The sequence below is a fragment of the Lonsdalea quercina genome (assembly GCF_900107885.1).
GTDB classification, from domain to species: Bacteria; Pseudomonadota; Gammaproteobacteria; order Enterobacterales; family Enterobacteriaceae; genus Lonsdalea; species Lonsdalea quercina.
The window spans coordinates 131,778-158,604 of record NZ_FNQS01000002.1 but is presented as its reverse complement, the minus strand read 5'-3'; the positions used below and the strand labels follow the sequence as shown (position 1 = coordinate 158,604).

The 26,827-nt window shown below is 52.6% G+C and carries 22 protein-coding genes, 1 tRNA gene, 3 other RNA genes and 1 riboswitch; of the genes, 16 read left to right on the top strand and 10 right to left on the bottom strand.

Annotation, left to right across the window (positions count from 1 at the left end; genetic code table 11):
• The first annotated feature begins 189 nt into the window (after positions 1 to 189).
• Both adhE and hns read left to right on the top strand, forming a co-directional pair.
• Entirely contained in the window at positions 190 to 2,868 is a 2,679-nt protein-coding gene (gene adhE / locus BLU64_RS03630; protein WP_074727927.1) for a bifunctional acetaldehyde-CoA/alcohol dehydrogenase, read from the top strand.
• Between the two features lie 1,252 nt (positions 2,869 to 4,120).
• On the top strand, positions 4,121 to 4,528 hold the full coding sequence (hns, locus tag BLU64_RS03625; protein ID WP_026739418.1) for a histone-like nucleoid-structuring protein H-NS: 408 nt from the start codon (positions 4,121 to 4,123) through the stop codon (positions 4,526 to 4,528).
• Between the two features lie 133 nt (positions 4,529 to 4,661).
• Here hns and galU read toward each other — a convergent pair whose 3' ends face one another.
• The 3 genes from galU to rssA all read right to left on the bottom strand — a co-directional run bounded on the left by galU (position 4,662) and on the right by rssA (position 7,773).
• A complete protein-coding gene (gene galU / locus BLU64_RS03620) occupies positions 4,662 to 5,573 on the bottom strand; it encodes a UTP--glucose-1-phosphate uridylyltransferase GalU (RefSeq protein WP_026742452.1) in 912 nt (303 codons plus the stop codon).
• A gap of 204 nt (positions 5,574 to 5,777) precedes the next feature.
• A complete protein-coding gene (rssB, locus tag BLU64_RS03615; protein WP_026742451.1) occupies positions 5,778 to 6,794 on the bottom strand; it encodes a two-component system response regulator RssB in 1,017 nt (338 codons plus the stop codon).
• A gap of 73 nt (positions 6,795 to 6,867) precedes the next feature.
• A complete protein-coding gene (gene rssA, locus BLU64_RS03610) occupies positions 6,868 to 7,773 on the bottom strand; it encodes a patatin-like phospholipase RssA (RefSeq protein WP_026742450.1) in 906 nt (301 codons plus the stop codon).
• A gap of 128 nt (positions 7,774 to 7,901) precedes the next feature.
• Between rssA and BLU64_RS03605 the strand changes: the two genes are divergently transcribed.
• The 6 genes from BLU64_RS03605 (at position 7,902) to BLU64_RS03580 (ending at position 10,035) form a co-directional block, all read left to right on the top strand.
• Positions 7,902 to 8,369 (top strand): YchJ family protein, encoded by a 468-nt coding sequence (locus tag BLU64_RS03605; RefSeq protein ID WP_026742449.1) that lies wholly within the window; start codon positions 7,902 to 7,904, stop codon positions 8,367 to 8,369.
• Positions 8,370 to 8,439: 70 nt separating this feature from the next.
• Positions 8,440 to 9,288 (top strand): formyltetrahydrofolate deformylase, encoded by an 849-nt coding sequence (gene purU / locus BLU64_RS03600; RefSeq protein WP_026742448.1) that lies wholly within the window; start codon positions 8,440 to 8,442, stop codon positions 9,286 to 9,288.
• 151 nt (positions 9,289 to 9,439) lie between these two features.
• Positions 9,440 to 9,524 (top strand) — tRNA-Tyr (locus tag BLU64_RS03595).
• Positions 9,525 to 9,569: 45 nt separating this feature from the next.
• Positions 9,570 to 9,694: non-coding RNA, RtT sRNA (locus BLU64_RS03590), on the top strand.
• A 45-nt stretch (positions 9,695 to 9,739) separates the two neighbouring features.
• Positions 9,740 to 9,864, top strand: a non-coding RNA gene (locus BLU64_RS03585) — RtT sRNA.
• A gap of 46 nt (positions 9,865 to 9,910) precedes the next feature.
• Positions 9,911 to 10,035: non-coding RNA, RtT sRNA (locus BLU64_RS03580), on the top strand.
• 107 nt (positions 10,036 to 10,142) lie between these two features.
• Here the strand turns inward: BLU64_RS03580 and BLU64_RS03575 are convergent.
• A complete protein-coding gene (locus BLU64_RS03575; RefSeq protein ID WP_074727925.1) occupies positions 10,143 to 10,763 on the bottom strand; it encodes a trimeric intracellular cation channel family protein in 621 nt (206 codons plus the stop codon).
• Positions 10,764 to 10,782: 19 nt separating this feature from the next.
• A riboswitch (glycine riboswitch) is annotated at positions 10,783 to 10,878 on the bottom strand.
• 232 nt (positions 10,879 to 11,110) lie between these two features.
• On the opposite strand from BLU64_RS03575, the gene xthA reads away from it, so the two are divergent.
• Complete coding sequence (xthA, locus tag BLU64_RS03570) at positions 11,111 to 11,917, top strand: exodeoxyribonuclease III (protein ID WP_026742445.1); 807 nt, start codon at positions 11,111 to 11,113, stop codon at positions 11,915 to 11,917.
• Positions 11,918 to 11,956: 39 nt separating this feature from the next.
• Here the strand turns inward: xthA and BLU64_RS03565 are convergent, their stop codons facing one another.
• From BLU64_RS03565 to BLU64_RS03555, 3 genes are all read right to left on the bottom strand, one after another.
• The gene (locus tag BLU64_RS03565) at positions 11,957 to 12,262 is read right to left on the bottom strand and encodes a DUF1496 domain-containing protein (RefSeq protein WP_026742444.1); all 306 of its coding nucleotides are present in this window, start codon (positions 12,260 to 12,262) and stop codon (positions 11,957 to 11,959) included.
• Positions 12,259 to 14,190 carry a DNA topoisomerase III gene (locus BLU64_RS03560; protein ID WP_074727924.1) on the bottom strand — a complete coding sequence of 644 codons (1,932 nt, stop codon included), beginning with the start codon at positions 14,188 to 14,190 and terminating at the stop codon, positions 12,259 to 12,261. The genes BLU64_RS03565 and BLU64_RS03560 overlap by 4 nt, the downstream gene beginning before the upstream one ends.
• Before the next feature lie 89 nt (positions 14,191 to 14,279).
• Positions 14,280 to 14,831 carry an NAD(P)H nitroreductase gene (locus BLU64_RS03555; protein WP_026742442.1) on the bottom strand — a complete coding sequence of 184 codons (552 nt, stop codon included), beginning with the start codon at positions 14,829 to 14,831 and terminating at the stop codon, positions 14,280 to 14,282.
• A 184-nt stretch (positions 14,832 to 15,015) separates the two neighbouring features.
• Between BLU64_RS03555 and sppA the strand changes: the two genes are divergently transcribed.
• From sppA to pncA, 3 genes are all read left to right on the top strand, one after another.
• On the top strand, positions 15,016 to 16,866 hold the full coding sequence (sppA, locus tag BLU64_RS03550; RefSeq protein WP_026742441.1) for a signal peptide peptidase SppA: 1,851 nt from the start codon (positions 15,016 to 15,018) through the stop codon (positions 16,864 to 16,866).
• A 90-nt stretch (positions 16,867 to 16,956) separates the two neighbouring features.
• A complete protein-coding gene (gene ansA, locus BLU64_RS03545) occupies positions 16,957 to 17,973 on the top strand; it encodes an asparaginase (protein ID WP_026742440.1) in 1,017 nt (338 codons plus the stop codon).
• A 14-nt stretch (positions 17,974 to 17,987) separates the two neighbouring features.
• Entirely contained in the window at positions 17,988 to 18,632 is a 645-nt protein-coding gene (pncA, locus tag BLU64_RS03540) for a bifunctional nicotinamidase/pyrazinamidase (RefSeq protein WP_026742439.1), read from the top strand.
• A gap of 40 nt (positions 18,633 to 18,672) precedes the next feature.
• On the opposite strand, the gene BLU64_RS03535 is transcribed toward pncA, so the two are convergent.
• Together BLU64_RS03535 and msrB are read right to left on the bottom strand one after the other, a co-directional pair.
• Entirely contained in the window at positions 18,673 to 18,954 is a 282-nt protein-coding gene (locus BLU64_RS03535) for a YeaC family protein (protein ID WP_026742438.1), read from the bottom strand.
• 142 nt (positions 18,955 to 19,096) lie between these two features.
• Positions 19,097 to 19,513, bottom strand: a complete 417-nt coding sequence (msrB, locus tag BLU64_RS03530; protein ID WP_026742437.1) for a peptide-methionine (R)-S-oxide reductase MsrB — start codon at positions 19,511 to 19,513, stop codon at positions 19,097 to 19,099.
• Between the two features lie 356 nt (positions 19,514 to 19,869).
• Between msrB and gapA the strand changes: the two genes are divergently transcribed.
• Both gapA and BLU64_RS03520 read left to right on the top strand, forming a co-directional pair.
• On the top strand, positions 19,870 to 20,865 hold the full coding sequence (gene gapA / locus BLU64_RS03525; protein ID WP_026742436.1) for a glyceraldehyde-3-phosphate dehydrogenase: 996 nt from the start codon (positions 19,870 to 19,872) through the stop codon (positions 20,863 to 20,865).
• Positions 20,866 to 21,290: 425 nt separating this feature from the next.
• Positions 21,291 to 22,175, top strand: coding sequence for a D-hexose-6-phosphate mutarotase (locus tag BLU64_RS03520; protein WP_026742435.1), 885 nt, complete (start codon positions 21,291 to 21,293; stop codon positions 22,173 to 22,175).
• Positions 22,176 to 22,315: 140 nt separating this feature from the next.
• On the opposite strand, the gene BLU64_RS03515 is transcribed toward BLU64_RS03520, so the two are convergent.
• Positions 22,316 to 23,062: a MipA/OmpV family protein gene (locus BLU64_RS03515; protein ID WP_026742434.1), complete on the bottom strand. Its 747-nt coding sequence runs from the start codon at positions 23,060 to 23,062 to the stop codon at positions 22,316 to 22,318.
• A gap of 447 nt (positions 23,063 to 23,509) precedes the next feature.
• Between BLU64_RS03515 and BLU64_RS03510 the strand changes: the two genes are divergently transcribed.
• Positions 23,510 to 25,444: a PrkA family serine protein kinase gene (locus tag BLU64_RS03510; protein WP_026739399.1), complete on the top strand. Its 1,935-nt coding sequence runs from the start codon at positions 23,510 to 23,512 to the stop codon at positions 25,442 to 25,444.
• Positions 25,445 to 25,481: 37 nt separating this feature from the next.
• A complete protein-coding gene (locus BLU64_RS03505; RefSeq protein WP_026742432.1) occupies positions 25,482 to 26,756 on the top strand; it encodes a YeaH/YhbH family protein in 1,275 nt (424 codons plus the stop codon).
• Positions 26,757 to 26,827 lie beyond the last annotated feature (71 nt).

Below are 26,827 nucleotides of genomic sequence, written 5' to 3'. Positions count from 1 at the left end.
AGCAAAGACGCAGCCAAACACGACTGATGTTGACCTCAGTAATCAGTATAGCGCGAGCTCTTTGAGTCAATGGGGCACGGACAGATGCCTCAACACTGGCCTCCGTAATACCAGCGTGTCTCACAACGGGACAGCTCATCAAACGGCAACTATTGACTGAAAGAGTTTGAATAATTACAGGAGATCATTATGGCCGTAACCAACGTGGCAGAACTTAACGCTTTGGTCGAACGTGTGAAAAACGCTCAGCGCGAGTTTGCCAGCTTCTCTCAGGAGCAGGTGGACACCATCTTTCGCGCCGCCGCCCTGGCCGCCGCAGATGCACGAATCCCTCTGGCGAAAATGGCCGTTGCCGAATCTGGCATGGGGATTGTCGAGGACAAAGTGATTAAAAACCATTTCGCCTCCGAATATATCTACAATGCCTACAAGGATGAGAAGACCTGCGGCGTGTTATCCGTCGACGATACCTTCGGCACCATGACGATTGCAGAACCTATCGGCCTGATCTGCGGTATCGTCCCTACGACCAACCCGACCTCCACCGCGATTTTCAAAGCATTAATCAGTCTTAAAACCCGTAACGGCATTATCTTCTCCCCTCACCCACGCGCCAAAGACGCCACGAATAAAGCGGCAGATATCGTGCTGCAAGCAGCCATTGCGGCGGGAGCGCCGAAAGACATCATCGGCTGGATCGATGCGCCCTCCGTCGAGCTATCTAACCAATTGATGCACCACCCGGATATCAACTTGATCCTGGCGACAGGCGGCCCCGGTATGGTGAAAGCCGCTTACAGTTCGGGAAAACCGGCTATTGGCGTAGGCGCAGGAAATACCCCCGTAGTGATTGATGAAACCGCGGATATCAAGCGTGCAGTCGCTTCAATCCTCATGTCCAAAACCTTCGATAACGGTGTCATTTGTGCATCAGAACAGTCCGTCGTCGTTGTGGATGAAGTTTATGACGCCGTACGTGAGCGTTTCGCCACCCACGGCGGTTACTTGCTGCACGGTCAGGAGCTGACTGCCGTTCAGGGCGTCCTATTGAAAAACGGTGCGCTTAACGCCGCGATCGTCGGCCAGACGGCGGCGGATATCGCCAAACTGGCTGGCATCAGCGTACCGACAAACACCAAGGTGTTGATCGGCGAAGTCAGCAAAATTGACGAATCTGAACCGTTTGCACATGAAAAATTGTCTCCCACGCTTGCCATGTACCGCGCGAAGGACTTTGACGACGCAGTGGTGAAGGCAGAACAGCTCGTGGCGATGGGCGGTATCGGTCATACCTCCTGCCTGTACACCGATCAGGACAACCAAAAAGCGCGCGTTAATACCTTCGGCGACAAGATGAAAACCGCGCGCATTTTGATTAACACCCCTGCATCTCAGGGCGGGATTGGTGATTTGTACAACTTCAAACTTGCGCCGTCACTGACGCTGGGATGCGGCTCCTGGGGCGGTAACTCGATTTCAGAAAACGTCGGGCCGAAACATCTGATCAACCGTAAAATGGTAGCGAAGCGAGCTGAAAATATGTTGTGGCACAAAATTCCCAAATCTATCTATTTCCGTCGCGGCTCTCTGCCGCTGGCGCTCGAAGAAGTCGCCACGGAAGGCGCTAAACGCGCCTTCATCGTTACGGACCCGTTCTTGTTCAATAATGGCTATGTTGATCAGGTCACCAGCGTGCTCAAACGCCACGGCATGGAAGTGGATGTGTTCTTCGAAGTGGAAGCCGATCCGACTCTGAGCGTCGTGCGACGCGGCGTTGACAAGATGAACATGTTCAACCCTGATGTGATTATCGCGCTGGGTGGGGGATCCCCGATGGATGCCGCGAAGATCATGTGGGTCCTGTACGAACACCCGGACACGCATTTCGCGGACCTGGCTCTGCGCTTTATGGATATTCGCAAGCGTATCTATAAATTCCCGAAAATGGGGATCAAAGCGAAGATGGTGGCGATTACGACCACTTCCGGTACGGGTTCAGAAGTCACCCCATTCGCCGTGGTCATCGATGATGCCACCGGCCAAAAATATCCGCTGGCAGACTATGCGTTGACGCCGGACATGGCCATTATCGACGCCAACCTCGTGATGGATATGCCGAAGTCCTTATGCGCGTTCGGCGGCCTGGATGCGGTCACACACGCGTTGGAAGCCTATGTTTCCGTGTTGGCGAACGAGTATTCGGACGGTCAGGCGCTACAGGCGTTGAAACTGCTGAAAGAATACCTGCCGTCGAGCTATCGCGAAGGCGCCAAAAATCCGGTGGCCCGCGAGCGCGTGCACAACGCCGCTACCATCGCGGGTATCGCATTTGCTAACGCCTTCCTTGGCGTGTGCCACTCCATGGCCCATAAGTTAGGGTCTGAGTTCCATATTCCACATGGCCTGGCTAACGCGATGCTGATCTGCAACGTTATCCGCTACAATGCCAACGACGTACCGACCAAGCAGACGGCATTCAGTCAGTACGACCGCCCTCAGGCCCGTCGTCGCTATGCGGAGATTGCCGATCACCTGGGATTGAGTGCGGCTGGCGACCGTACGGCGCAGAAAATTGAGAAGCTGCTGGCTTGGCTGGAGTCGCTGAAGAAAGAGTTAGGCATTCCCGCCTCCATCCGCGAAGCTGGCGTTCAGGAAGCAGATTTCCTGGCGGCCGTGGACAAACTGTCCGAAGATGCGCTGGATGACCAGTGCACCGGTTCCAATCCGCGCTTCCCGTTGATTGTCGAGGTGAAGCAAATTCTGCTGGATTGTTACTATGGCCGCACCTTCTCAGAGCAAGAAGAGGTTGCATCTATCGCTGAACCCACGAAGGCGCCGGCTAAAAAGCGAAAAGCCGGAAAGTCGTGAGTTGAGTAAACTAACCTCGTTGTGATAATCGAACCCCGCGTCCATAATGTGGGGTTTTTTTATTGTCTTTCATAAAAGTCCGACATCACCCGATGTCGCATCAGGGTTAGGGGTTACATCGACTTCTCAAGGGAAATAGCGCCAGCGTCGTCTGAAGCTGTTGTGGTAAAGGATGCTGCATGGTAAGTGCTCGACCCGTTATTTATTTAATCAAACCGCGGCGCGCGCCCCTTTCGCCAATAAAGATTCCTGTATACTTCATGGGTCGCGTTTTATGTTCAGACTTATTCGCACGCGCATTGAGGTTAATACCTTAAGCAACACATGCAAAACGCGTTCTGGTACGTTATATCCGGCTCATAGCGAAGAGAAAAAACGACTCGCTGTCAGGTTAACGCTGACAACGGCAAAGATTCATAGGGCTTATTAATATGACTTAGATGCGAAGCGTAAGCGGGATAAAATTTTCTTTATATCAATAGTTACAAAAGTAAGCATGTCGTAAGATTAATCAATTATCTCATCGTTTTCTCTATAAAACCGTTAACCTGCGGACCCATATGCATCGCAATTAATATGAATAAATTACCGGTGATGACGGGTTGCCGTCTTCTTAATGAGGGATGGCGGGATGCCGACATATAATTTATGCGTGAATAGTTCCTGTCAGATGTTCTTTCCCTATTGGATTTAAAATAGACCATCATCAGCTTTGCTGATGCGTCTCTCACCAGGCGAGGATACACGACCATACTGCTTTTTTTCTAAGTCTAGGAAATAGGCTTACCCTCATGATACCTGCGTTTATTTCTGCCAAAAACAAGATCTTTGGGCTCTGGTTAGCCTTAAAATAAATTCGACTGATATCAAATACAGAGCCGTTCCTACTTCCCCTTTGGTACTTTGGAAATGATGGTAACAATCTCGCCAGCCTACAATCGCGAGCATCATTTATGCTATTCCCTACAAGGATGTGGCGGTAACAGGTAATTGAGCCGGTAGGGACGGACAATTGGCGATTAATTGTTGGATAAACAAACCGTGGCAGCAGGTCAGACCATAATTCGGCGCCGTATACGTAACCAAATGTATTAGCAACTCTGAAAGATTTATATCTGTCTGTAGATACGTGATGGCTGTATTAGATTTGTTATTTTTGCCCATAATACAAATCTACCTATTGCAGAAAATAAAATAGCGCTCTATTATCTCTCATACAGCCACTAATTAAATATATTTTGAGACTAATACAATGAGCGAAGCACTAAAGATTCTAAACAACATCCGTACCCTGCGCGCCCAGGCAAGAGAATGTAGTCTGGAAACCCTGGAAGAAATGCTGGAAAAACTGGAAGTCGTGGTTAATGAACGCCGCGAAGAAGAAAGCCAAGCTCAGGCAGAAATTGAAGAGCGTACTCGCAAATTGCAGCAGTATCGCGATATGTTAATTGCTGACGGCATCGATCCCAATGAACTGCTTCAGTCTTTAGGCTCTACTAAAGTTGCTGGTAAAAGCAAACGTGCTGCTCGCCCTGCTAAATACCAGTACACCGATGAAAATGGCGAAGTCAAAACCTGGACAGGCCAGGGTCGTACCCCGGCAGTGATCAAAAAGGCAATCGAAGAACAGGGTAAATCTCTGGATGACTTCCTGCTTTAATACCACCAAATAATTAATTCTTATAAAACACCCCCTGTTCGCAGGGGGTGTTTTTTTATTTAATTTAATGGGAAAAACACGTGAGACAGGCTGGGAGGAGGCCCTCTGCAATAGAACAGAGGGATGATATTGATTAGTTGTTTTCTTCCTGAACGGCTGTTTTCAACCACTGGTTGAACTCAGAACCCAACGTTTTGTGGCGCAACCCGTATTCTACGAAAGCTGACATATAACCCAGCTTATTTCCGCAGTCGTGACTGATACCTTTAAGGTGATAAGCCTCGACGGTCTCTTCCTCCATTAACATTGCGATAGCATCGGTGAGCTGAATTTCATTCCCTGCTCCCGGAGGCGTTTTCTTCAGGAAGTCCCAAATTTGAGCCGACAGAACATAACGGCCGACAACAGCCAGGTTTGATGGCGCTTCATCTGCTTTCGGCTTTTCAACAACGCCAACCATAGGCGCGCTATCACCTGGCTTCAGTTCCCTTCCCTGGCAGTCCACGACCCCATAGCTGCTGACGTCTTCAACAGGCTCAACCATTATCTGGCTATGTCCAGTTTCATCGAAACGTTGAAGCATTTCACTGAGATTGTCTTTCTTCAGGTTACTCTCGTATTCGTCAATGATGACGTCCGGCAAAATAACCGCCACGGGTTCGTCGCCCACCAGAGGATAGGCGCACAATACCGCGTGCCCCAGGCCTTTAGCCACGCCCTGACGTACTTGCATAATAGTCACATGCTCAGGACAAATCGATTTAACTTCATCCAACAGTTGTCGCTTAACACGTTTTTCTAACATAGCTTCAAGTTCAAAGCTGGTATCGAAGTGGTTTTCAATCGAATTTTTGGAGGAATGCGTTACCAGAATAATTTCGTTAATGCCTGCCGCAATACATTCATTGACTACGTATTGAATTAAAGGTTTATCAACCAGCGGTAACATTTCTTTTGGAATAGCCTTGGTGGCTGGCAGCATCCGCGTTCCCAGCCCGGCCACAGGAATGACCGCTTTTTTTACTTTTTTATTGACAGCTGACATAAACAACCTCGTATATTTCGTTCAAATAATGAGCTTTATTTATCTTCTACCCATGAGCACTGAGTATATCAGTTACGATACGCATTGCTCGGTACTGACCCATACTCGGAAAAAGAAAGCGCATTACCCCTCAAATTGTAGAAAGCCAAATAATTACAATGCGTCGCTACAGGTTGAAGTATGCTTATCCCGGTGACCATCAGATTAATCCGTAGAAACCATTAAACGTAGTTGCCCACCACTTCCCCATATCTGACATTGCCACGATTCGCACTGATATCCGAGTTGATTCAGATAAGCGCTATCCTTTGCGCCAAGCGGAATTCCGCTATGAAGCATCAACTGATTTTCTTTTACGCTAAGCGTCGCATGTAATCCTGCGGAAATAAGAATCAGTTTTTTCACACTGTGATGGTAATAACCGACCAATAATGGAAACTCGCCCTTAAGACCGGCATGACGTAACAGTTGATTCACTTGTCTTAACAACATGGATAATTCAGGCTGTTTACGCTGCTGATTGGCGAGATGATCGCGTAATAGCCCGTTGAATAATGCGCGTAATAACAATGCAGCAACGACACCATTATTATGATCGGCCTGTGTAACGTCCAAGCAGTAAAACGCCAGTTCATCTTCAGATAACGCAACGATATCCAATACTAATCCAGGATGATCCGCTACGGTGAGTTGCCGATAATTAATACGGCACTGCGCAATCGTCTGATTGACAGGCGGCTGTAATTGCTCCAATAGTTTGTTTACATCGGCCGGGCATTGATTCAGCGATTCCATATCCTGCATTAACTTATCGACTTCACTCACCTGTGAAGTAAACATATCAGGGTAAAGACATGACATTACCGTTTCGCGTAATCGGCTATAATCATTGACCGGTTTCAGTAGGACATCCTGAACACCGAGCCGTAATATTTTCGCGACATCAGCCATGTGACTGGTTGCCGATATGACGAGGATAGGTGTGTCGGTATTCTGCTGACGAAATCGATCGACAAACTCAAATCCGCCCATGGTAGGCATATTCAAATCGCAGATGATGAGATCCGGCTGCTGGTGAGTAATCATTTCGAAGGCATTGTGGCCATTGTCCGCTTCTATGACGTTGGCGCCCAATGAGGTCAGATAACCAGCCAGCACAGACCGGAAAACAGCTTCGTCTTCAACGATTAAAATCTCTTTCCCCGTTAATGGTCGTGCCATCAGTTGCCCCTTAAAACTCAGTCTGTTCATATTCATCGTGCTGATGTTGTCATTCAGACTACCCGAATGTGGCTCAGGTAGCCCGGTGAACCAATGGCAATAACATCTCTCGTTGTTTTTCTACCGCCCGTCTGCCCGCCTCTATGGCTTCCTGCGCGCGATGAAAATCCAGCGTCGCTATCTGCGGGCAGTAGGGTTGAATCAATACATCCGGCGGGTCCCCGGCCATACGGCTCATTTTCAGGCGGTTTTCAAGCACCTGAATCGAGGTGCTCATAATCTCCATCGCCGTAGGTCTGACTTCCGCCGGACGCCGTCCTCTCAGGTGAAGTCGCTCGCGTATCCGCTGCGACCACCCTCCTACCGATACGGCTTCCATCGCCGGTTGAGGCGGTTTCACGGAGAGCAAATCATGACTTTTCAGACTTGCATCATGCTGTAAATCAACGGCTATCACGACATCCGCGCCCAAGGCCCTCGTTAATGACACGGGGACAGGATTGACGACAGCGCCATCCACCAGCCAATAGCCGTTGAACGAGACCGGGGACAGCAACCCCGGCATACTGCATGAAGCGCGTATAGACAGGTGCAGATCTCCCTCTGTCAGCCAGAGTTCACGACCTGTACTCAAATTGGTGGCAACCGCGCCAAACTTGATGGCGCAATCCTCAATACGCTGGGTACGCAACAACTGACGAACATGTTCGAAAACACGATCGCCCCTCAGTAATCCTCCTCGCCGCCACGACAGATCCATTAGTCGGATCACATCCCAATAGCCGAAACCACTGACCCAACGCGCCATGCTGTCCAACTGATTCGTCGCATAAGCTGCGCCAACCAACGATCCAACCGAACATCCGGCGACGATTTCAGGCTCAATGCCGAGATCTTTCAACGCATTGATGACGCCAATATGTGCCCATCCTTTTGCAGCACCGGATCCCAAAGCCAATCCGACCTTGACCTTACGCATGGTTTCCCCCCTGCCTGCTTTATTCTAGACTACATTGCCATGCGTCAAACTCGCTGGGTACTATATGAAGTGTTTTTAAGATACGTCTCAACTAGTTAATTCATTAAAAAATTATTAAGGTAGATATTGTGTCCGAATGTTGCTTTTGCGGCAATCAACAACCCTTTTCACGCTGCTGTAAGCCTTATATTCAGGGTGTCAAGGCCGCTCCCTCCCCAGAATCGCTGATGCGATCGCGCTATAGCGCTTACGTTCAACAAGACATTGACTATCTGATAGCCACATGGCACCCAACCTGTCAGGCCGAAAACTTTCGAGCCGATATCGCAGCCACCTGCAGCAACACAGAATGGCGGGGTCTTAACGTACTGGCGACGAGTGCGGGGAAAGCGGCCGATGAAGGATTCGTCGAGTTTGCGGCGCGATATGCAGACAAGGACACGCCTCACCGTAACGTATTGATGAGAGAGCGCTCACGCTTCCTTCGCCATCACGATCGCTGGTACTATGTCGACGGCGTTCATCTGCCTACTGGCAGAAATGAAGCCTGTCCCTGCGGCTCAGGTAAAAAATACAAAAAGTGCTGCGGACAATAGAGTGACAGCTCGCCCTTCCCGCGCGCTGAAAAAATAATTGATATTTGCTTTGGACAGGATCGACACCCCCATGCAATCCCAGAATATACAAAGAAAAGTTCTTCGTACCATCTGCCCTGATTCGAAAGGGCTAATCGCAAAAATAACCAACATTTGCTATAAGCACGAGTTGAACATCGTGCAGAACTCCGAGTATGTCGACCATCGCACCGGGCGATTCTTCATGCGCACCGAATTAGAAGGCATTTTCAACGATAATACATTGCTGGAAGATCTGGACAGCGCTTTACCTGCAGGCTCCGTTCGAGAACTCAGCAACGCAGGTCGTCGTCGCATTGTGATTCTGGTGACCAAAGAAGCTCACTGCCTCGGCGACCTGTTGATGAAAAACGCCTACGGTGGCTTAGATGTCGAAATCGCCGCGGTGATTGGTAACCACGAAACGCTGCGCACGCTGGTTGAACGTTTCGATATTCCGTTCCATCTGATTAGTCACGAAGGATTATCCCGCGACGAACACGATCAAAAAATGATCGCGCAGATCGACCAGTATCAGCCGGACTATGTGGTCCTGGCGAAATACATGCGGGTCCTGACCCCGGCCTTCGTACAGCACTACCCGAATCAGGTTATCAATATTCACCATTCATTCCTGCCTGCATTTATCGGCGCCCGCCCTTACCACCAGGCGTATGAGCGTGGCGTCAAAATCATCGGCGCCACGGCTCACTATGTGAATGACAGTCTGGATGAAGGCCCCATCATCATGCAGGACGTGATTCATGTTGATCACACCTATACCGCGGACGACATGATGCGTGCGGGTCGCGACGTCGAGAAAAACGTCCTCAGCCGAGCGCTCTATCAAGTGCTGGCACAGCGAGTTTTCGTCTATGGGAATCGCACGATCATCCTGTAACGTTTAACCTCATGTCATCGAGCCGCTCAAGACAGCGTCAGATGGCATAAAAAACCGGCAAACGAATCTGAATTTGCCGGTTCAGACTTTACAGGGGCGCGGCATTTGTTATGATGCGCCCCGCTTAACGCAAAACACGTTTCAGGCCAGTGGTGGGGTTCCCGAGCGGCCAAAGGGAGCAGACTGTAAATCTGCCGTCACAGACTTCGAAGGTTCGAATCCTTCCCCCACCACCATCTTCTCAGAGTCTCTCCCCAAGCAAACCCAACATGCTGAAGTTGCCTGTTCCCGTAGGGGGAAGGTGAGAACCTTCGACAAGGTTCGAGTCGAGCATAGCGAGACAACGTGCGCAGCACGGCCCGAAGGGCGAGGAACGAAGTGACGAGTCATCCTTCCCCCACCACCATCTTTTCAAAGTCCCTCCCCTATCAAACCCAACATGCTGAAGTCGCCTGTTCCCGTAGGGGGAAGGTGAGAACCTTCGACAAGGTTCGAGTCGAGCATAGCGAGACAACGTGCGCAGCACGGCCCGAAGGGCGAGGAACGAAGTGACGAGTCATCCTTCCCCCACCACCATCTTTTCAAAGTCCCTCCCCAAGCAAACCCAACACGCTGAAGTCGCCTGTTCCCGTAGGGGGGAAGGTGAGAACCTTCGACAAGGTTCGAGTCGAGCATAGCGAGACAACGTGCGCAGCACGGCCCGAAGGGCGAGGAACGAAGTGACGAGTCATCCTTCCCCCACCACCATCTTCTCAGAGTCTCTCCCCAAGCAAACCCAACACGCTGAAGTTGCCTGTTCCTCTCCACATCTCGCAGTCGGCCTCAAGATCCCTCTATGAGCCAATGCCGCTCGCTTACCCTTTCCAACTTCCGGGCATATAGGTAAATACCGGCAGTTGCCATGACCAGCGAATTGCCGCCAAGCGCACAGAGAGTCCGATCAAAAAGGAAAGAAGTTGGTTGATATCGTGGTTAAGGCCGACGTGCCGAAAACCGAGATACAGCAACGCGACCAGCAGCGAGACGCAGGCATACAGCTCTTTACGCAGCACCATCGGCGTGCGGTTGCAGAAAATATCCCGCAAGATCCCGCCGAAAATGCCTGTCGTCACCCCCGTGATGACCACGATCGTCAACGAGTAATTCAGGTGCAGCGCCACGTTGCAGCCAATAATCGTGAACGCAATGAGCCCCATGGCATCGAGTACCAGAAACAGCCGATGCAGATGCTGCATGAAGCGCGCAATAATGACGGTAAACAGACCGGCGCCGACCGTGAGATAGATGTAAGCCGGATGTTGAGTCCAGCCGATGGGGAAATTGCCGAGGAGAATGTCACGGACAGTGCCGCCGCCGAGCGCGGTAATAAAGGCGATCAAGGAAACGCCGAAGATGTCCATATTGCGGCGGCCTGCCGCCAGCGCGCCGGACATCCCCTCTGCGGTGATGGCAATAAGATAGATATAGGTCAGCACACGAGCCTCTCGTGGTTGTGCCCCTCCCTCTGTCCTTTTACCTGAGAGTTTGTGCAGCAGCTGCTGCTTGCCCCTTCGGTGGGTTGTCTGGCAACCGCTCTCCAGTTGGCGTGGATAGAATCTGCAGTAAGGTGGCCTGAGCGATTATGGGAGTTTGCGCCTTCGGCGGGATGGCCTGTGATGGCCTCCTCTCTCCTGCGAGACGCGGAGTATACGGGCTCTCAGGACCGCCATCAACCCTGCCACAACGATGGTTACTATCGGCCTTTATGCCGGGTCTCGACCGTGACTCGCCGCCCTCATTTCTGCTACCATCACGGCACATTTTCATTACAACGGCAGCGAACATGAAGTTTGTTTCTTTTAACATCAACGGCCTGCGAGCGCGGCCTCATCAATTAGCCGCAGTGGTCGAACAACACCAGCCGGACGTCATTGGTTTACAGGAAACCAAGGTACACGACGACATGTTTCCGTTGGAAGACGTGGCACAGCATGGCTATCACGTGTTCTACCACGGCCAGAAAGGTCATTACGGCGTAGCGTTGCTGACGAAGAAAGAACCACTGGCGGTCCGCCGCGGATTTCCGACCGATGAGGAAGACGCGCAGCGACGCATTATCATGGCGGATATCAATACCCCTCAAGGTCCGTTGACCGTCATCAACGGCTATTTTCCTCAGGGAGAAAGCCGAGACCATCCGACTAAATTTCCTGCAAAAACGCGTTTCTATCAGGATCTGCAGAACTATATCGAACACCATCACCCGGAAGGGCAACCGCTGGTCATCATGGGCGATCTGAATATCAGCCCGACCGATCTGGATATAGGGATTGGAGAAGAGAACCGTAAGCGCTGGCTGCGCACCGGTAAGTGCTCTTTCTTGCCGGAAGAGCGTGAGTGGTTGGCCCGACTGCAAAACTGGGGGCTGGTGGACACGTTCCGCGCCGCCAATCCCTCCTGCAACGACCAATTTTCATGGTTCGACTATCGCTCCAAAGGCTTTGATACTAATCGCGGCCTGCGTATCGATCTGATTTTGGCAAGCCAGTCTCTGGCGGAAAGCTGCACCTCGACCGGTATCGACTACACCATCCGTGCGATGGAAAAACCATCGGATCATGCGCCTATCTGGGCAGAATTTTCACTTTAAACGCTCGTCGGCGGGGCCGCATCTCAGCCCCGCCACGGTTTATTTGACCATTTTCCACACCAGATTATTGGTGCTGAGCCGCTGCTTATCCTCAGAGCATTGCAACAATACGCCTTCCATCTTGATGACCGCCCCTTCGGAATACTGCTTGTTCTGATAGGTGCAGCAACGGATGCATTGCTGAGCGTTTTCCTGTTGGCCTGAATGGTTGCCGTTGCCCCAAATCACCTGCGGCGGAACCGGCACGACAATATCGGTATTCGTATGACTCCCTGGATTAGCCTGCCCCCAGAGAGGGAAAATCACCAGCGTTGCCGCCAGAATCTGTCCCCATTTTACCGTCATGAATTTTGCTCCTTCACCTTAGGCTGCGACTTACGCCGCTTTTTTGGTTTCGATTTGCCGGGCGCGGGCGGCAGGCCACGTAATAACGGCATACTGCCACGATGCCTGACCTGCTGGATGATGTCGCACAGAGATTCCGTCAATGGCTGCATAAAATCCTGATAGCGACACTGTTTTTCGCTGATTTTTGTCAGCGTGGACTCCCAATGCGCGGTCATATCCGGATGCGCGGCGCTGGGCGGCAACGAATGGATTAGCGCTCGCCCGGTTTCGCTGGCATGGATGTAACGCCCTTTTTTGACCAGGAAAGCACGTTTGAACAAGAGTTCGATAATGCCGGCTCTCGTCGCTTCCGTTCCTAGACCATCGGTCGCACGTAGAATTTTCTTCAGTTCTTTATCCTGCACAAACCGGGCAATTCCCGTCATGGCCGAGAGTAGCGTCGCATCGGTAAAATGGCGCGGCGGCTGAGTCTGGCGCTCGACCACCTCTCCCCGTTCACACAATAGTTCATCGCCTTTGCTGACAACCGGCAGCGGCGTCCCTTCGTTCTCTTCGTCCCGTTCTTTGCCGCCGAGGAGCGTGCGCCAGCCCGCTTCCGCCAGAAAACGGGCCTTGGCCACAAATTTACCGCCCGCGATATCGAGTTCTATCACGCATTTGCGGAAAACGGCTTCAGCGCAGAACTGCATCAGATACTGCCGGGCAACCAGCATATAAACCTGACTTTCATGCTGAGTCAGCGTCGTCTTAGTTGTTCGCGCCGTAGGGATGATCGCGTGGTGAGCATCCACCTTGCCGTCATCCCAGCATCGGTTGCGGCGTTCGCTGTTAAAAATCGGCTCCGGCGGTTGTAAATCAGGCTGATGCACCCCAATCGCCTGCAATACCGCCTGTCGTCCCGCAAAGTGCTCTTCGGGCAGATAGCGGCAGTCCGAACGGGGATAGGTAATCAGTTTGTGGGTTTCATACAACCGCTGACAGGTATCCAGGACCTGCTGGGCGCTTAAACCAAACCGTCTGGCGGCTTCGATCTGCAACGTAGACAGCGAATAAGGCAACGGGGCAATTTCTGATTCCCGTTTATCATTATAGCCGGTGACGTGCGCTGGCTGTCCGGCAATGCGGTTCACCACATGTTCCGCCAGCGGCCGGTGTAGCAAACGCCCCTCCTCGTCCTGATAAGGTTCACAGGATTCACTGGGCTGCCACAGCGCCGTGAAGCGCTCATCCGCCGGCGTCACGATATGCGCTTTGACGTCGAAAAAGTCTTTAGGCACGAAGTTTTCGATCTCTTCGTCGCGCCGAACCACCAATCCCAGCACAGGCGTCTGCACTCTTCCCACCGACAGCACGCCATCATAGCCGGCATGTCGGCCCAGCAGTGTATAGGCGCGGGTCATATTGATGCCATACAGCCAGTCTGCGCGCGAACGCGCCAGCGCAGAAACACACAGCGGGATAAATTCACGGTTTTCCCGCAGACGGGCCACGGCTCTCTCGACCGCCTGCGGGTTGAGATCGTTAATCAAGCAGCGTTGAACGCGTTGACGTTTTTCATTAGGAAGTTCGAGATATTCCAACACCTCATCGACCAACAGCTGACCTTCGCGGTCGGGGTCGCCGGCATGAATAACGTCGTCCGCCTGCGCTAAAAGTTTTTTGATGGCATTGAGCTGCTTACTCACGGAAGGCCGCGGCTGCAGCCGCCACTTCTGCGGCACAATCGGCAGATCGTCCAGCGCCCAACGCGCATAGCGGGGATCGTAGGCATCCGGCTGAGCCTGCTCCAGCAAATGGCCCACGCACCACGTCACGACATCGTGCTGTCCGCAGGCGATATAACCCTCACCCCGCCGATGGGGTTTAGGCAAAACATCGGCGATAGCCCGCGCCAGGCTGGGCTTTTCGGCAATAAAAAGTCGCATGATTCACCGCACTACCGGCAGTTGTTATTAAGGCTGCTTCTCTATTGGTATAGAGGCAGCGAGATAGCGATTCGACATGGCCAATCACTTCAGAAATAGCGGACGATCCGATCCGGGTCGATCGGCGTCAGCGTCGAGGAGGCTTTCAGCTGAGGTGTACCCAAGTAAAGAAATCCGACAATTTCATCCTGCGGACGACAGTCGAAGGCTTCGCGTACGCGCTCGCTGTGCGTCCAGGCGCCGCTGCGCCAGATGCCGTTGAACCCCTGCGCCTGAGCCGCCATCTGCATGGCATGAACAGCGCAGCCCGCCGACACCACCTGCTCCCATACAGGAACTTTGTGATTTTCTTCGCAATGCGCGATGACCGTGATAATCAGCGGTGCCCGAAACGGCGACTTACGCGCCTTTTCGATAGCCGACTCATCCAGATGATTTTGCTGCGCCGCTTCGACCAGCACATCGCTGAAGCGACTGAGGCCCTCGTCCTGAATGACGAAGAAGCGCCACGGTTGCAGTGCGCCGTGATCGGGTGCCCGCATACCGGCCTGAATGATATTTTCCAGCGCAGCGCCAGCGGGGGCCGGTGCAGCCAGCCGGGAAGCCGAACGACGATTAAGTAATAGTTCCAAGGCATCCATCACACATCTCCTGTAATTCATCAGGTAGCAAGGGTTAAGACGAGATCGCGCGCAACGGTAGCACAGCCAGAAGTTTTGTTACAAGTTAACAACCTGTGTGGCCGCGCAGGGCAAGATAAAAAGCTGACTTTTACCTGTCCGCTCATTAGGATACTAAACTGTTTTTCCCATTTTCGGAGTTATCATGCGCACGATGTGGCGGATTTTCAGCGGATTCTTTAAGTGGGGGTGGCGCCTGCTTAATTTCATCCGGGAATTCATCCTCAATATTTTTCTTATCATGCTGATCTTGGTTGGCGTGGGTATTTACAGTCAATTCAAGGCGACCCCGCCTGAAGCTGCGAAAGGCGCGCTGATGTTGAACATCACCGGCGTCGTCGTCGATAAACCCTCAGTGAATAATAAGCTGCGGCAGTTCGGCCGCGAGTTTTTAGGCGTGTCCGCCAATCGCAATCAAGAGAATTCGCTATTCGACGTCATTGATGTGATTAGGCAAGCCAAAAACGACCGCAATATTACCGGCATGGTGATGGATCTGTCCGACTTCGTCGGCGCCGATCAGCCGTCATTGCAGTATATCGGCAAAGCACTGCGCGAATTCCGCGACACGGGCAAACCGATTTACGCCGTAGGCGATAACTACGACCAGTCTCAGTACTATCTGGCCAGTTACGCCAACAAGATTTTCCTGACGCCGCAGGGCGGCATCGACCTGCACGGCTTCGCCACCAACAATCTCTACTATAAAACGCTGCTGGATAAGCTAAAGGTCACGACCCACATCTTCCGCGTCGGCACCTACAAATCCGCCGTCGAGCCTTATATACGAGATGACATGTCCCCTGCGGCACGGGATGCCGACGGACGCTGGATTAACAGCCTGTGGCAAAACTACCTAACGACGATAGCCGCGAATCGTGAAATCACGCCTCAGCAGCTCTTCCCTGGCGCCGACGGCCTGCTCACCGCCCTGCGCGCGGCGGACGGCGACACCGCACGCTATGCGCTGGATAACAAACTGGTGGATGAAGTGGCTTCCCGCACGGTCATTGAACAGCAGCTGATCAAGACCTTCGGTTGGGATGCAAAAAGCAAAGACTTTAACTACACCTCTTTCTATGACTACGCGCTGACCGATCCTCAGCCGGATAACAACCAGATTGCCGTGATCTTCGCCAATGGCATGATCGTCGATGGGAATGAGGCGCCCGGTTATGTCGGCGGTAATACGACGGCTGGACAAATTCGCGATGCCCGGCTCGATCCGAAGGTGAAAGCCATCATCCTGCGCGTGAACAGCCCAGGCGGCAGCGTCACCGCGTCCGAGCAAATCCGCGCCGAGCTGGCCGCCGCACGTCAGGCTGGCAAACCGGTGGTGGTCTCGATGGGAGGCATGGCCGCCTCAGGCGGTTACTGGATCTCCACGCCAGCTAACGCTATTGTCGCCAGCCCCAGTACGCTTACCGGTTCCATCGGCATCTTCGGCGTGATCAATACGGTCGAGAATACCTTAGACAGCGTTGGCGTACATACCGACGGTGTCGCCACCTCGCCGCTGGCCGATCTGTCTATGACCAAGGCGCTGCCGCCCGAATTCGGCCAACTGATGCAGGTCAACATTGAGCGCGGCTACAAAAACTTCCTCTCTCTGGTGGCGAAGTCTCGCAACAAGACTCCTGAACAAGTGGACGAAATTGCGCAGGGCCACGTCTGGATCGGCAGTGACGCAAAAGCCAACGGCCTGGTCGATACGCTCGGCGACTTCGACGACGCGGTGAAGAAGGCGGCGGAGTTAGCTAAGTTGGATCATCATCAGCTGGTCTGGTTCGAAGAGGACGAAGGAGTGTTGGATGTGCTCTTCAATCAGGTGCGAAGCTCGGTCTACGCCACGCTTCCCGACGCTTTGCAGACGCTGTTTCCTGCGCCCGTCGCGGAGTTGAGCGAGATGCTTCGCGCACAACCCTCTCTATCGACTAAACTAACCGACCCGCAACATCGCTACGTCATTTGCCTAAGTTGCGGCAACGTTCGCTAATCGCTTCACCCGCCCGGCGACAATCGCCGGGCTGCTTTTCCCCTTGCTTCGCTCTATAATCCATTTTTTGATTTTGACGTAATCACATCCATGCAAAAGAAATCCATTTATGTCGCCTATACGGGCGGCACAATCGGCATGCAACACTCCGCTCAAGGCTATATCCCGGTTTCAGGCCATCTCCAGCAGCAGCTGGCACAGATGCCCGAGTTTCATCGGCCGGAAATGCCGTCCTTTACCATTCATGAATATACGCCGCTGATCGATTCCTCGGACATGACGCCGGAAGACTGGCAGATCATCGCCAACGACATACGGCAGCATTACGACGATTATGACGGTTTCGTGATTTTGCATGGGACAGACACGATGGCCTTCACGGCGTCGGCGCTTTCATTCATGCTGGAGAATCTGGCCAAACCCGTTATCGTGACAGGGTCACAGATCCCGCTGGCAGAACTGCGTTCCGATGGACAAACCAACCTGCTGAACGCGCTGTATGTGGCGGCCAATCATCCTATCAACGAGGTCAGTCTGTTCTTCAACAATAAGCTGCTGCGCGGCAACCGCACCACCAAAGCGCATGCCGACGGCTTTGATGCGTTCTCGTCACCCAACTACCCCGTGCTGCTGGAAACCGGTATCCATATTCGTCGCCTCTCCTCGGCGCCGTTGGTTGAGTCGGCAGATTCGCTGGTCGTTCATGACATCACCCCTCAGCCAATCGGCGTTATCACCATTTACCCCGGTATTTCCGCCGACGTCGTGCGCAACTTCCTGCTTCAACCTGTTCGAGCGTTAATTCTGCGCTCTTACGGCGTCGGCAACGCTCCGCAGAACAAAGCGTTTCTGCAGGAGCTGCGGGAAGCATCCGATCGGGGCATTATTGTGGTCAACTTGACGCAGTGCATGTCCGGCTGCGTCAACATGGAAGGCTATGCGACGGGTAATGCGCTGTCTCAAGCCGGCGTGATCAGCGGTTTCGATATGACCGTTGAAGCGACGCTCACCAAGCTGCATTATCTGCTAAGCCGGGAAGACCTGTCCCCCGATGATATCCGCCGTCTAATGCAGCAGGATCTGCGGGGTGAACTCAGCAATAGCTAAAATTCGGAGGCGGCATGAGCAAAGCGTTGTTACTGATCGATTTGCAGAATGATTTTTGTCCCGGCGGCGCATTGGCCATCAGCGAGGGCGATAGTGTCATCCCGGTGGCTAACCGTGCGATCTCCGCCTGTCATGACGCGCAGATCACCGTAGTGGCAAGCCTTGACTGGCATCCGGCGGATCATCGCAGCTTTGCCGCCAATTCCGGCACGACCATCGGCGAACTCGGCATGCTGGACGGACTGCCTCAGGTATGGTGGCCGGTGCACTGCGTCGCAGGCGAACCGGGCGCCGAGTTCCACCCGGCGCTCAATCGGCAGGCTATCGACTGGGTCGTCCATAAAGGAACCGCCAGCGATATAGATAGCTACAGCGCCTTCTTTGATAACGGCCATCGGGTAAAAACCGAACTGGACGACTGGCTTCGCGCCCAGCAGATCGACTCGCTCGCCATCATGGGATTGGCGACGGACTATTGTGTGAAGTACTCGGTGCTGGATGCCTTGGCGCTGGGGTATCGTACTGAGGTCTTGGTGGACGGCTGTCGCGGAGTCAATCTACAGCCCGCAGACAGCCAGAAGGCGCTCGAGGAGATGCAGGCGCAGGGCGCGATCTTGACAGAGTCGCAGGCGTTTATCACCGCGCTTGCCTCCTCGTAAGGCTAGATAATCGGTGGCGAGGGCAACAAGGTCAACGCCATCAGTCCTGCGGTTTAAACATCCTAATTGGCTCTGCAGCCGCAATAAATCGCTGCTTAAGCGCCTGCTTGCTTTTGATTTCTATTTCGCCCTGCTGATTGATGCTCATGTGGTCGGCCTCTACGTTATGACGTGACTGCCAGAGTAAGACCATCTGCATGGCGTTGTCTTTCTGTTCCGCAGTCAACGCCACGCCGTCGGGCCATTTTCCCAACTCCACCGCTGTCGCCAAACGCTGGTAGATCTCCGGCGTCATCGCATTTAACACATCCTCAATCTGCATTGCCCATATTCCTTGATTTATGCGTGTTAGAGGGTGTTGAGGTCCACGGCACGCAAGATTAATGACCGTATTAGCGTGCCTTGAGGTAGCGACGCCCCCATTGGAATCATTGGTAGCTGAAACGTTTCAATTAAATAGACATCTAGCCGTCTATTTTTTGATTATTTTCCGCATCGATGAAACTTAGCGAGGCCGAGTTGACGCAATAACGCTCACCGGTCGTCTCTTTGGGGCCATCAGGAAATACATGCCCGAGATGAGCATCACAATTGCCGCAACGAATTTCCACCCGATGCATATTATGCGAATTATCATCCAGGTAACGAATCGCCTCCGCAGACACAGGTTGATCAAAACTGGGCCAGCCGCAGCCAGAGTCAAACTTGTTATCCGAGTAAAACAGGGGCTGCTTACAACATAAGCAGTGGTAAATGCCGGTCTGCTTGTTATGCAGCAACTTGCCGGAAAACGGCGGTTCAGTTCCCCGCTGTTGGGTGACATATCGTTGTATTTCCGTCAGGTTATCGCGCTGAGGAGAGTCATTAAGGTCTTTGTCCATCGCTTTGCTCACAAAAAAAATTATTATGCGTGTTAAAGAGTATAGACCGTAAGCACTACAAAAAATTAACACTCGAAACGTTATTTGGCCTGTTATTGCGATAGGCTAGAGCCTGACGGGGTGCTAATTGTGATCCATGTCACAATAATACCCCCATCGGGTGTTCTCATACCCGGCCAATGCTCCTATCATGTTGTCCAACAACTGAAATGACCGAATAGATGATTTATCGTGCAAGGGTTGCCCATAGTTTTGACATACAGCAACTATTGACACGATTCCGCTTGACCCTCGGGAAGGTTTTTGTAATTTTACAGCCAACCTTTTATTCACAAACCAAATAGCTGGTGGAATATATGACTATCAAAGTAGGTATCAATGGATTTGGCCGTATCGGCCGTATTGTTTTCCGCGCTGCCCAGGAGCGTTCAGACGTTGAAATCGTTGCAATCAACGATTTGTTAGATGCGGACTACATGGCTTACATGCTGAAGTATGACTCCACTCATGGCCGCTTCAACGGTACTGTTGAAGTTAAAGACGGTCATCTGGTCGTTAACGGCAAAACCATCCGTGTTACCGCAGAACGCGATCCGGCTAACCTGAAATGGAACGAAGCGGGTGTTGACGTTGTTGCAGAAGCGACAGGTATCTTCCTGACTGACGAAACTGCACGTAAACACATCCAGGCTGGCGCTAAGAAAGTCGTACTGACTGGTCCTTCTAAAGACAGCACGCCGATGTTCGTTATGGGCGTTAACCATAAAGACTATGCGGGTCAGGATATCGTTTCCAACGCATCTTGCACCACTAACTGCCTGGCGCCGTTGGCTAAAGTTATCAACGACAAATTTGGTATCGTTGAAGCGCTGATGACCACTGTTCACGCCACTACCGCTACTCAGAAAACCGTTGACGGCCCGTCTCACAAAGACTGGCGCGGCGGCCGCGGCGCATCTCAGAACATCATCCCGTCTTCTACCGGTGCCGCTAAAGCTGTCGGTAAAGTTATCCCGGCTCTGAACGGTAAACTGACTGGTATGGCGTTCCGCGTTCCGACTCCGAACGTATCCGTTGTTGACCTGACTGCACGTCTGGAAAAAGGCGCTTCTTACGACGCTATCTGTGCTGCAATCAAAGAAGCTTCTGAAGGCGAACTGAAAGGCGTGCTGGGCTACACCGAAGACGCAGTGGTTTCTACCGATTTCAACGGTGAAAAACTGACTTCCGTATTCGATGCTAAAGCCGGTATCGCTCTGAGCGACAACTTCGTGAAACTGGTTGCTTGGTACGATAACGAAACAGGCTACTCCAACAAGGTTCTGGATCTGGTTGCTCACATCTCCAAATAATGAGCTGAAGATCGGTAACTGAATCAAGGGCGACGCAAGTCGCCCTTTTTAATACACGACGATCTTGGTCCACGGCGGTTTTTACTGCGCGATGGCTTCTCACGCGCCATCGAGTGCCATGCCCCACCCCGCACGACGTTTTATACCCCCCTTTCCGACTCTCTGACCGATTCGTCGTTCTCACTCGCATCATGACGTCTATTCTCGTCTTTTCTTGGTGAGTTGCGATGGCCTCCGCCTGCCGGCGACATTCCCTGTCCAAACAGAGCTGCGCACGCTAACGTCTCCAGGTAAAGTAACGTGGAAACCGATAACGCTATTTTTTGACGCGGGTCGACGAGACGGCGAATTCCTATTGGGGAATGGCGTCATGAGTGCCACAATATTCATGATTGATTTCTACTTATAGATGAATAGGCCCGCTTATGACTGATGCCCTGTTTTCCCTTCCTGTCAGTAAAACGATTTCCCCCCATATTACGTTGCGTCAGCAGGATCAACTGCCGATCGTCGTCATCGACCATCCGCAGTTGAAAGCCGCCGTCGCACTGCAAGGGGCCCATTTAATCGCCTGGCAACCCACCGGCGCCGCACCGGTTATTTGGCTCAGCGACAACACGTTATTTAAGGAAGGGAAAGCCATTCGCGGCGGCATTCCTGTCTGCTTCCCCTGGTTTGGTCCCGTGGCCGAACCCAGTCACGGCTTTGCGCGCATCATGCCCTGGGCCTTCTCATCCCATATCGATGATGCGGACGGCGTTACGCTGACTCTCACGCTTCGCGACAATGAGGAAACGCGCGCCATTTGGCCGCAGGCGTTTAAGGTGGATGCGCGTTTCGTGCTCACTAAGACGTCTTGCGATGTGGAGTTGGAGTTCGAAGGGGAATACAGCATGACCAGCGCCCTGCACAGCTATTTCAATATCGGGGACATCAGCCGCGTGCACGTCAGCGGGCTGGGTGAGCGCTTTATCGATAAGGTCGATCCGGAAAACCCCGGCTTCCAGCAAGGTGACCTCTCATTCCCCAACCGCACCGACCGGGTCTATACCAAACCTAAAGCGACCAGCGTTATCCACGATCCGGTTCTGGAGCGCACAATAGAAGTGCACCACCATGACCATAGCGATGTGGTAGCCTGGAACCCAGGGGAACAGCTGTCAAAAACGATGTCGGATCTCACCGATGAGGGTTACAAAACGTTCGTGTGTGTGGAAACTGCCCGTATCAGTCAACCATTTAACCTCACCCGGCATGCGCCGGCTAAATTGGCGACCTCTATACGCGTTCATTCCACCAGCGCAAAATAATCCTATTTTGGATGAAAGGCCGGTACGGTTATTGTCTCACCATGCCTGCCCTTCTGAACTGAAGTGCTTCATCATAAAGCAAACGCACCGTTAACTGACGTTCACGGTGCGTTCAAAGCACAAAAAGAGTGCATTCCTGCTTAGAAGGCGTAGCTGATTCCGCCGCCCAGCATCAGACTATCGCTTTTCTCAACCATCGGGCTGCTTTTCACTTCATCACTAAGACGGGTGTAGCGACCAATAATCCAGGTGTTCCAGCGAGGCGTAATGGTGTACCCCACGCTCAGCTCCAGATACGGATCCCAGCTGTCTCCCGGTCGATAGCTTTGAATGCCCGAACGCGCTGACTCGCTATTGCTCACGCCATAGTAGTAGCGGTTCTGTCGAGCGCTCGACCAGTTCACGCCAATCCCCGGCGTGAAATGCCACTGATCGGCATCGATGCGGTAAAGGTAGGCCGTATCCCATACGACGCCATCGCTGTTGCCCAGCGTGTCGGCGGCCAGGACGCTGCGGATGGTTCCCCATTGCGCATCATGACGGTAAGCCACCCCACCCATCAGCGTGCCTCGACGCTTATCCAGCTGTTTCATGCTGCCGTCGTCACTGTCTCCCGGCTTAAATCCGAACGGGTTGTAATAGGCGGTCAACGAAAGTTTGTTCTGCTCGTCATTCCACAGATAGTAACCGCCGCCCAACCCTCGGAAATAGAAGTTATCGCTTTCATACACCACCTGCGGGAAAGGATAGACGTGGTTGTCGTCACCGCGATAAACCGATGTTTCGCCGATGACACCCACCCCAAGAGAAAAGGTCTCCGCCTGTGCGGATAACGTCGCCGTCACGCTCAGCGCCAACGCGACACCTACTGATTGAAGTTTTTTCACTGCTCACTTTCTCCTATTCCGATCGGGCCTCCCGTGGGAGTAGGTTGCCATTATGGTCATGGTGGAAAAATAACGCCACTACAGACTGAAACGGATAACTTATAACCATTTTTTCTAGTGGCGGACGGGAGCGCTGGCATACTCGTTCAGACCCGCTGTAAAGGGGGATTCCCTATGACGCAAAGGACTGAGTCATTGTAATATCTTGAAAAGCCCAAGGAAGAATGAAGGAAATTTCACCGAGGCAAACTACGCTTTAAAGTGAAGACAACATTCCCTTGCCGCACAGATTGATGTTGAACCTGCGCAGCGCGTCACAAGTTGGCATAAGGGTTGCTCTACTCTGAAGGGGAATTCTTCTTTAGGAGAGCTAACCATTATATAGGCGGTATTCATACTCTCGCTCTCTTATTCTGTGTTGTTAATCGACGAAGGACGGGCATCGCTATGAACATATTTGATCATTACCGTCAGCGCTACGACGCTGCCAAAGACGAAGAGTTCACTCTGCAAGAGTTCCTTAACATCTGCCAGCAGGATCGCAGTGCTTATGCGAATGCTGCCGAAAGATTGTTGATGGCTATCGGTGATCCGGTCATGGTGGACACCGCGCAAGAACCACGTCTTTCCCGTTTGTTTTCCAACCGGGTCATAGCCCGCTACCCTGCTTTCGAAGAGTTTTACGGTATGGAAGAAGCGATCGAGCAAATCGTCGCTTATCTCCGTCATGCTGCTCAAGGTCTGGAAGAGAAAAAACAGATTCTGTATCTGCTCGGTCCGGTGGGCGGGGGGAAATCCTCTCTTGCCGAACGCCTGAAAGCCCTGATGCAGCTCGTGCCCATCTACGTACTCAGCGCCGACGGCGAACGCAGCCCGGTGAACGACCACCCGCTGAGCCTGTTCAATCCACATGAAGACGCCGCCATATTGGAAAAAGAGTATGGCGTGCCGCGTCGTTATCTCGGCACCATCATGTCGCCGTGGGCGGCCAAGCGGCTTCAGGAGTTCGGCGGAGACATCACCAAGTTCCGCGTCGTTAAAGTCTGGCCCTCCATACTGGCGCAGTTGGCCATCGCCAAGACTGAACCCGGCGATGAGAATAACCAGGATATTTCCGCGCTGGTCGGGAAAGTGGACATCCGCAAACTGGAACATTTCGCCCAGAACGATCCCGATGCCTATGGCTACTCCGGCGCACTTTGCCGCGCCAATCAGGGCATCATGGAATTCGTGGAAATGTTCAAAGCCCCAATCAAAGTGCTTCATCCACTGCTGACCGCGACGCAGGAAGGCAACTACAACGGGACGGAAGGCATTGCCGCCCTGCCGTTCAACGGCATCATTCTGGCTCACTCCAACGAATCGGAATGGGTGCAGTTCCGCAACAACAAGAATAACGAGGCCTTCCTCGACCGTGTGTATATCGTCAAAGTGCCGTACTGCCTGCGCGTATCGGAAGAGGTCAAAATCTACGACAAGCTGTTGCAAAATAGTGAGCTGAGCCAGTCGCCTTGCGCCCCAGGCACACTGGAAACGCTGGCGCGCTTCTCTATCTTGTCGCGTCTGAAAGACCCCGAAAACTCCAGCACGTATTCGAAAATGCGGGTGTATGACGGGGAAAGCCTGAAAGATACGGACCCGAAAGCCAAGTCCTACCAGGAATATCGGGACTATGCCGGCGTCGACGAAGGCATGCAGGGATTGTCCACGCGTTTCGCCTTTAAGATTCTGTCTCGCGTGTTCAACTTCGACCACAGCGAAGTCGCTGCCAACCCGGTACACCTGTTCTATGTGCTGGAGCAGCAGATTGAACGCGAACAGTTCCCGCAGGACGTGGCGGAAAAATATCTGGAGCACCTGAAAGGCTATTTGATTCCTAAATACGCGGAATTCATCGGCAAGGAGATCCAGACCGCCTATCTCGAATCCTATTCGGAATACGGCCAGAACATCTTTGATCGCTATGTCACCTACGCGGACTTCTGGATTCAGGATCAGGAATATCGCGATCCCGATACCGGCCAGCTGTTCGACCGCGAAGCGCTTAACAGCGAGCTGGAAAAAATCGAGAAGCCGGCTGGCATCAGCAACCCTAAAGACTTCCGTAATGAAATCGTCAACTTCGTGTTGCGTGCTCGCGCGGGCAACAACGGTCGCAATCCAAACTGGACCAGCTATGAAAAACTGCGCACAGTGATTGAGAAGAAGATGTTCTCCAACACCGAAGAGCTGTTGCCGGTGATTTCATTCAATACCAAGACCTCAACCGAGGAGCAAAAAAAACACGACGACTTCGTCGACCGTATGATGGAAAAAGGCTATACCCGCAAGCAGGTTCGATTGTTATGCGAATGGTACCTGCGCGTGAGAAAGTCGTCTTAATGCGACAGACCGACAGGCAACGTCGTTTGGGGGAAACATGGCTTATTTCATCGATCGCCGGCTAAACGGTAAAAATAAAAGCGCGGTTAACCGTCAGCGTTTTTTGCGCCGCTATAAGTCGCAGATAAAACATTCGATTGCCGATGCCATTAATAAACGTTCGGTAACCGATGTGGACAACGGGGAGTCAATTACGATCCCTAATTCGGATATCAGTGAGCCGATGTTTCATCAGGGCCGCGGTGGCGTACGCCACCGTGTTCACCCTGGCAACGACCACTTCGTGCAGAATGATAAAATCGAGCGACCGCAGGGCGGCGGCGGCGGCGGTTCCGGTCAGGGCGAAGCGAGCCAAGATGGCGAAGGTCAGGACGATTTCGTTTTTCAGATATCTAAAGACGAATATCTCGACCTGCTGTTCGAGGACCTGGCGCTGCCTAACCTGAAAAAAACCGAACATCGGCAGATGACGGAGTATAAAAACCATCGAGCGGGCTATACCTCGAACGGCGTGCCCGCCAATATCAGCGTCGTACGATCGCTGCAAAATTCCCTCGCTCGCCGCATGGCGATGACGGCGGGGAAACGCCGCGAATTGCACGCGTTGGAAGAACATCTCGCGTTACTGGAGAACTCCGAGCCAGCCCAGCTGTTGGAAGAGGAACGGCTGCGCGCGGAGATCGCCGAACTGCGGCAGCGCATTGCGCGCGTGCCGTTCATAGACACATTCGACCTGCGTTACAAGAACTTTGAACGCAGGCCGGAGCCTTCCAGTCAGGCGGTAATGTTTTGCCTGATGGATGTTTCCGGCTCGATGGATCAGGCGACCAAGGATATCGCCAAACGTTTCTACATCCTGCTGTATCTGTTCCTCAGCCGATCATACAGAAACGTGGAAGTCGTCTATATTCGGCACCATACGCAAGCCAAAGAAGTAGACGAGGAGGAGTTTTTCTACTCACAGGAAACCGGCGGTACGATTGTATCGAGCGCATTGAAGCTGATGGAAGAAGTGGTTAAGGAGCGCTACGATCCCGCGCTGTGGAATATTTATGCCGCGCAAGCGTCGGACGGGGATAACTGGGCGGATGACTCGCCGCTGTGTCACGACCTGCTGGCCAGTCATTTGTTACCCTTCGTGCGCTATTACAGCTATATCGAGATCACACGCCGCTCTCATCAGACACTATGGCGCGAATACGAGCGCCTACAGGAAAAGTACGAGAACTTCGCCATGCAGCACATTCGCGATCAGGACGATATCTATCCCGTATTCCGCGAGCTGTTTCACAAGCAAACCGTCAACAACTGACCCTTCATCAGCCAGCCGCGCCCGCGCTGGCTGATTTTATCAACGCCGATTCCGTCACAAGCCTCATCGAG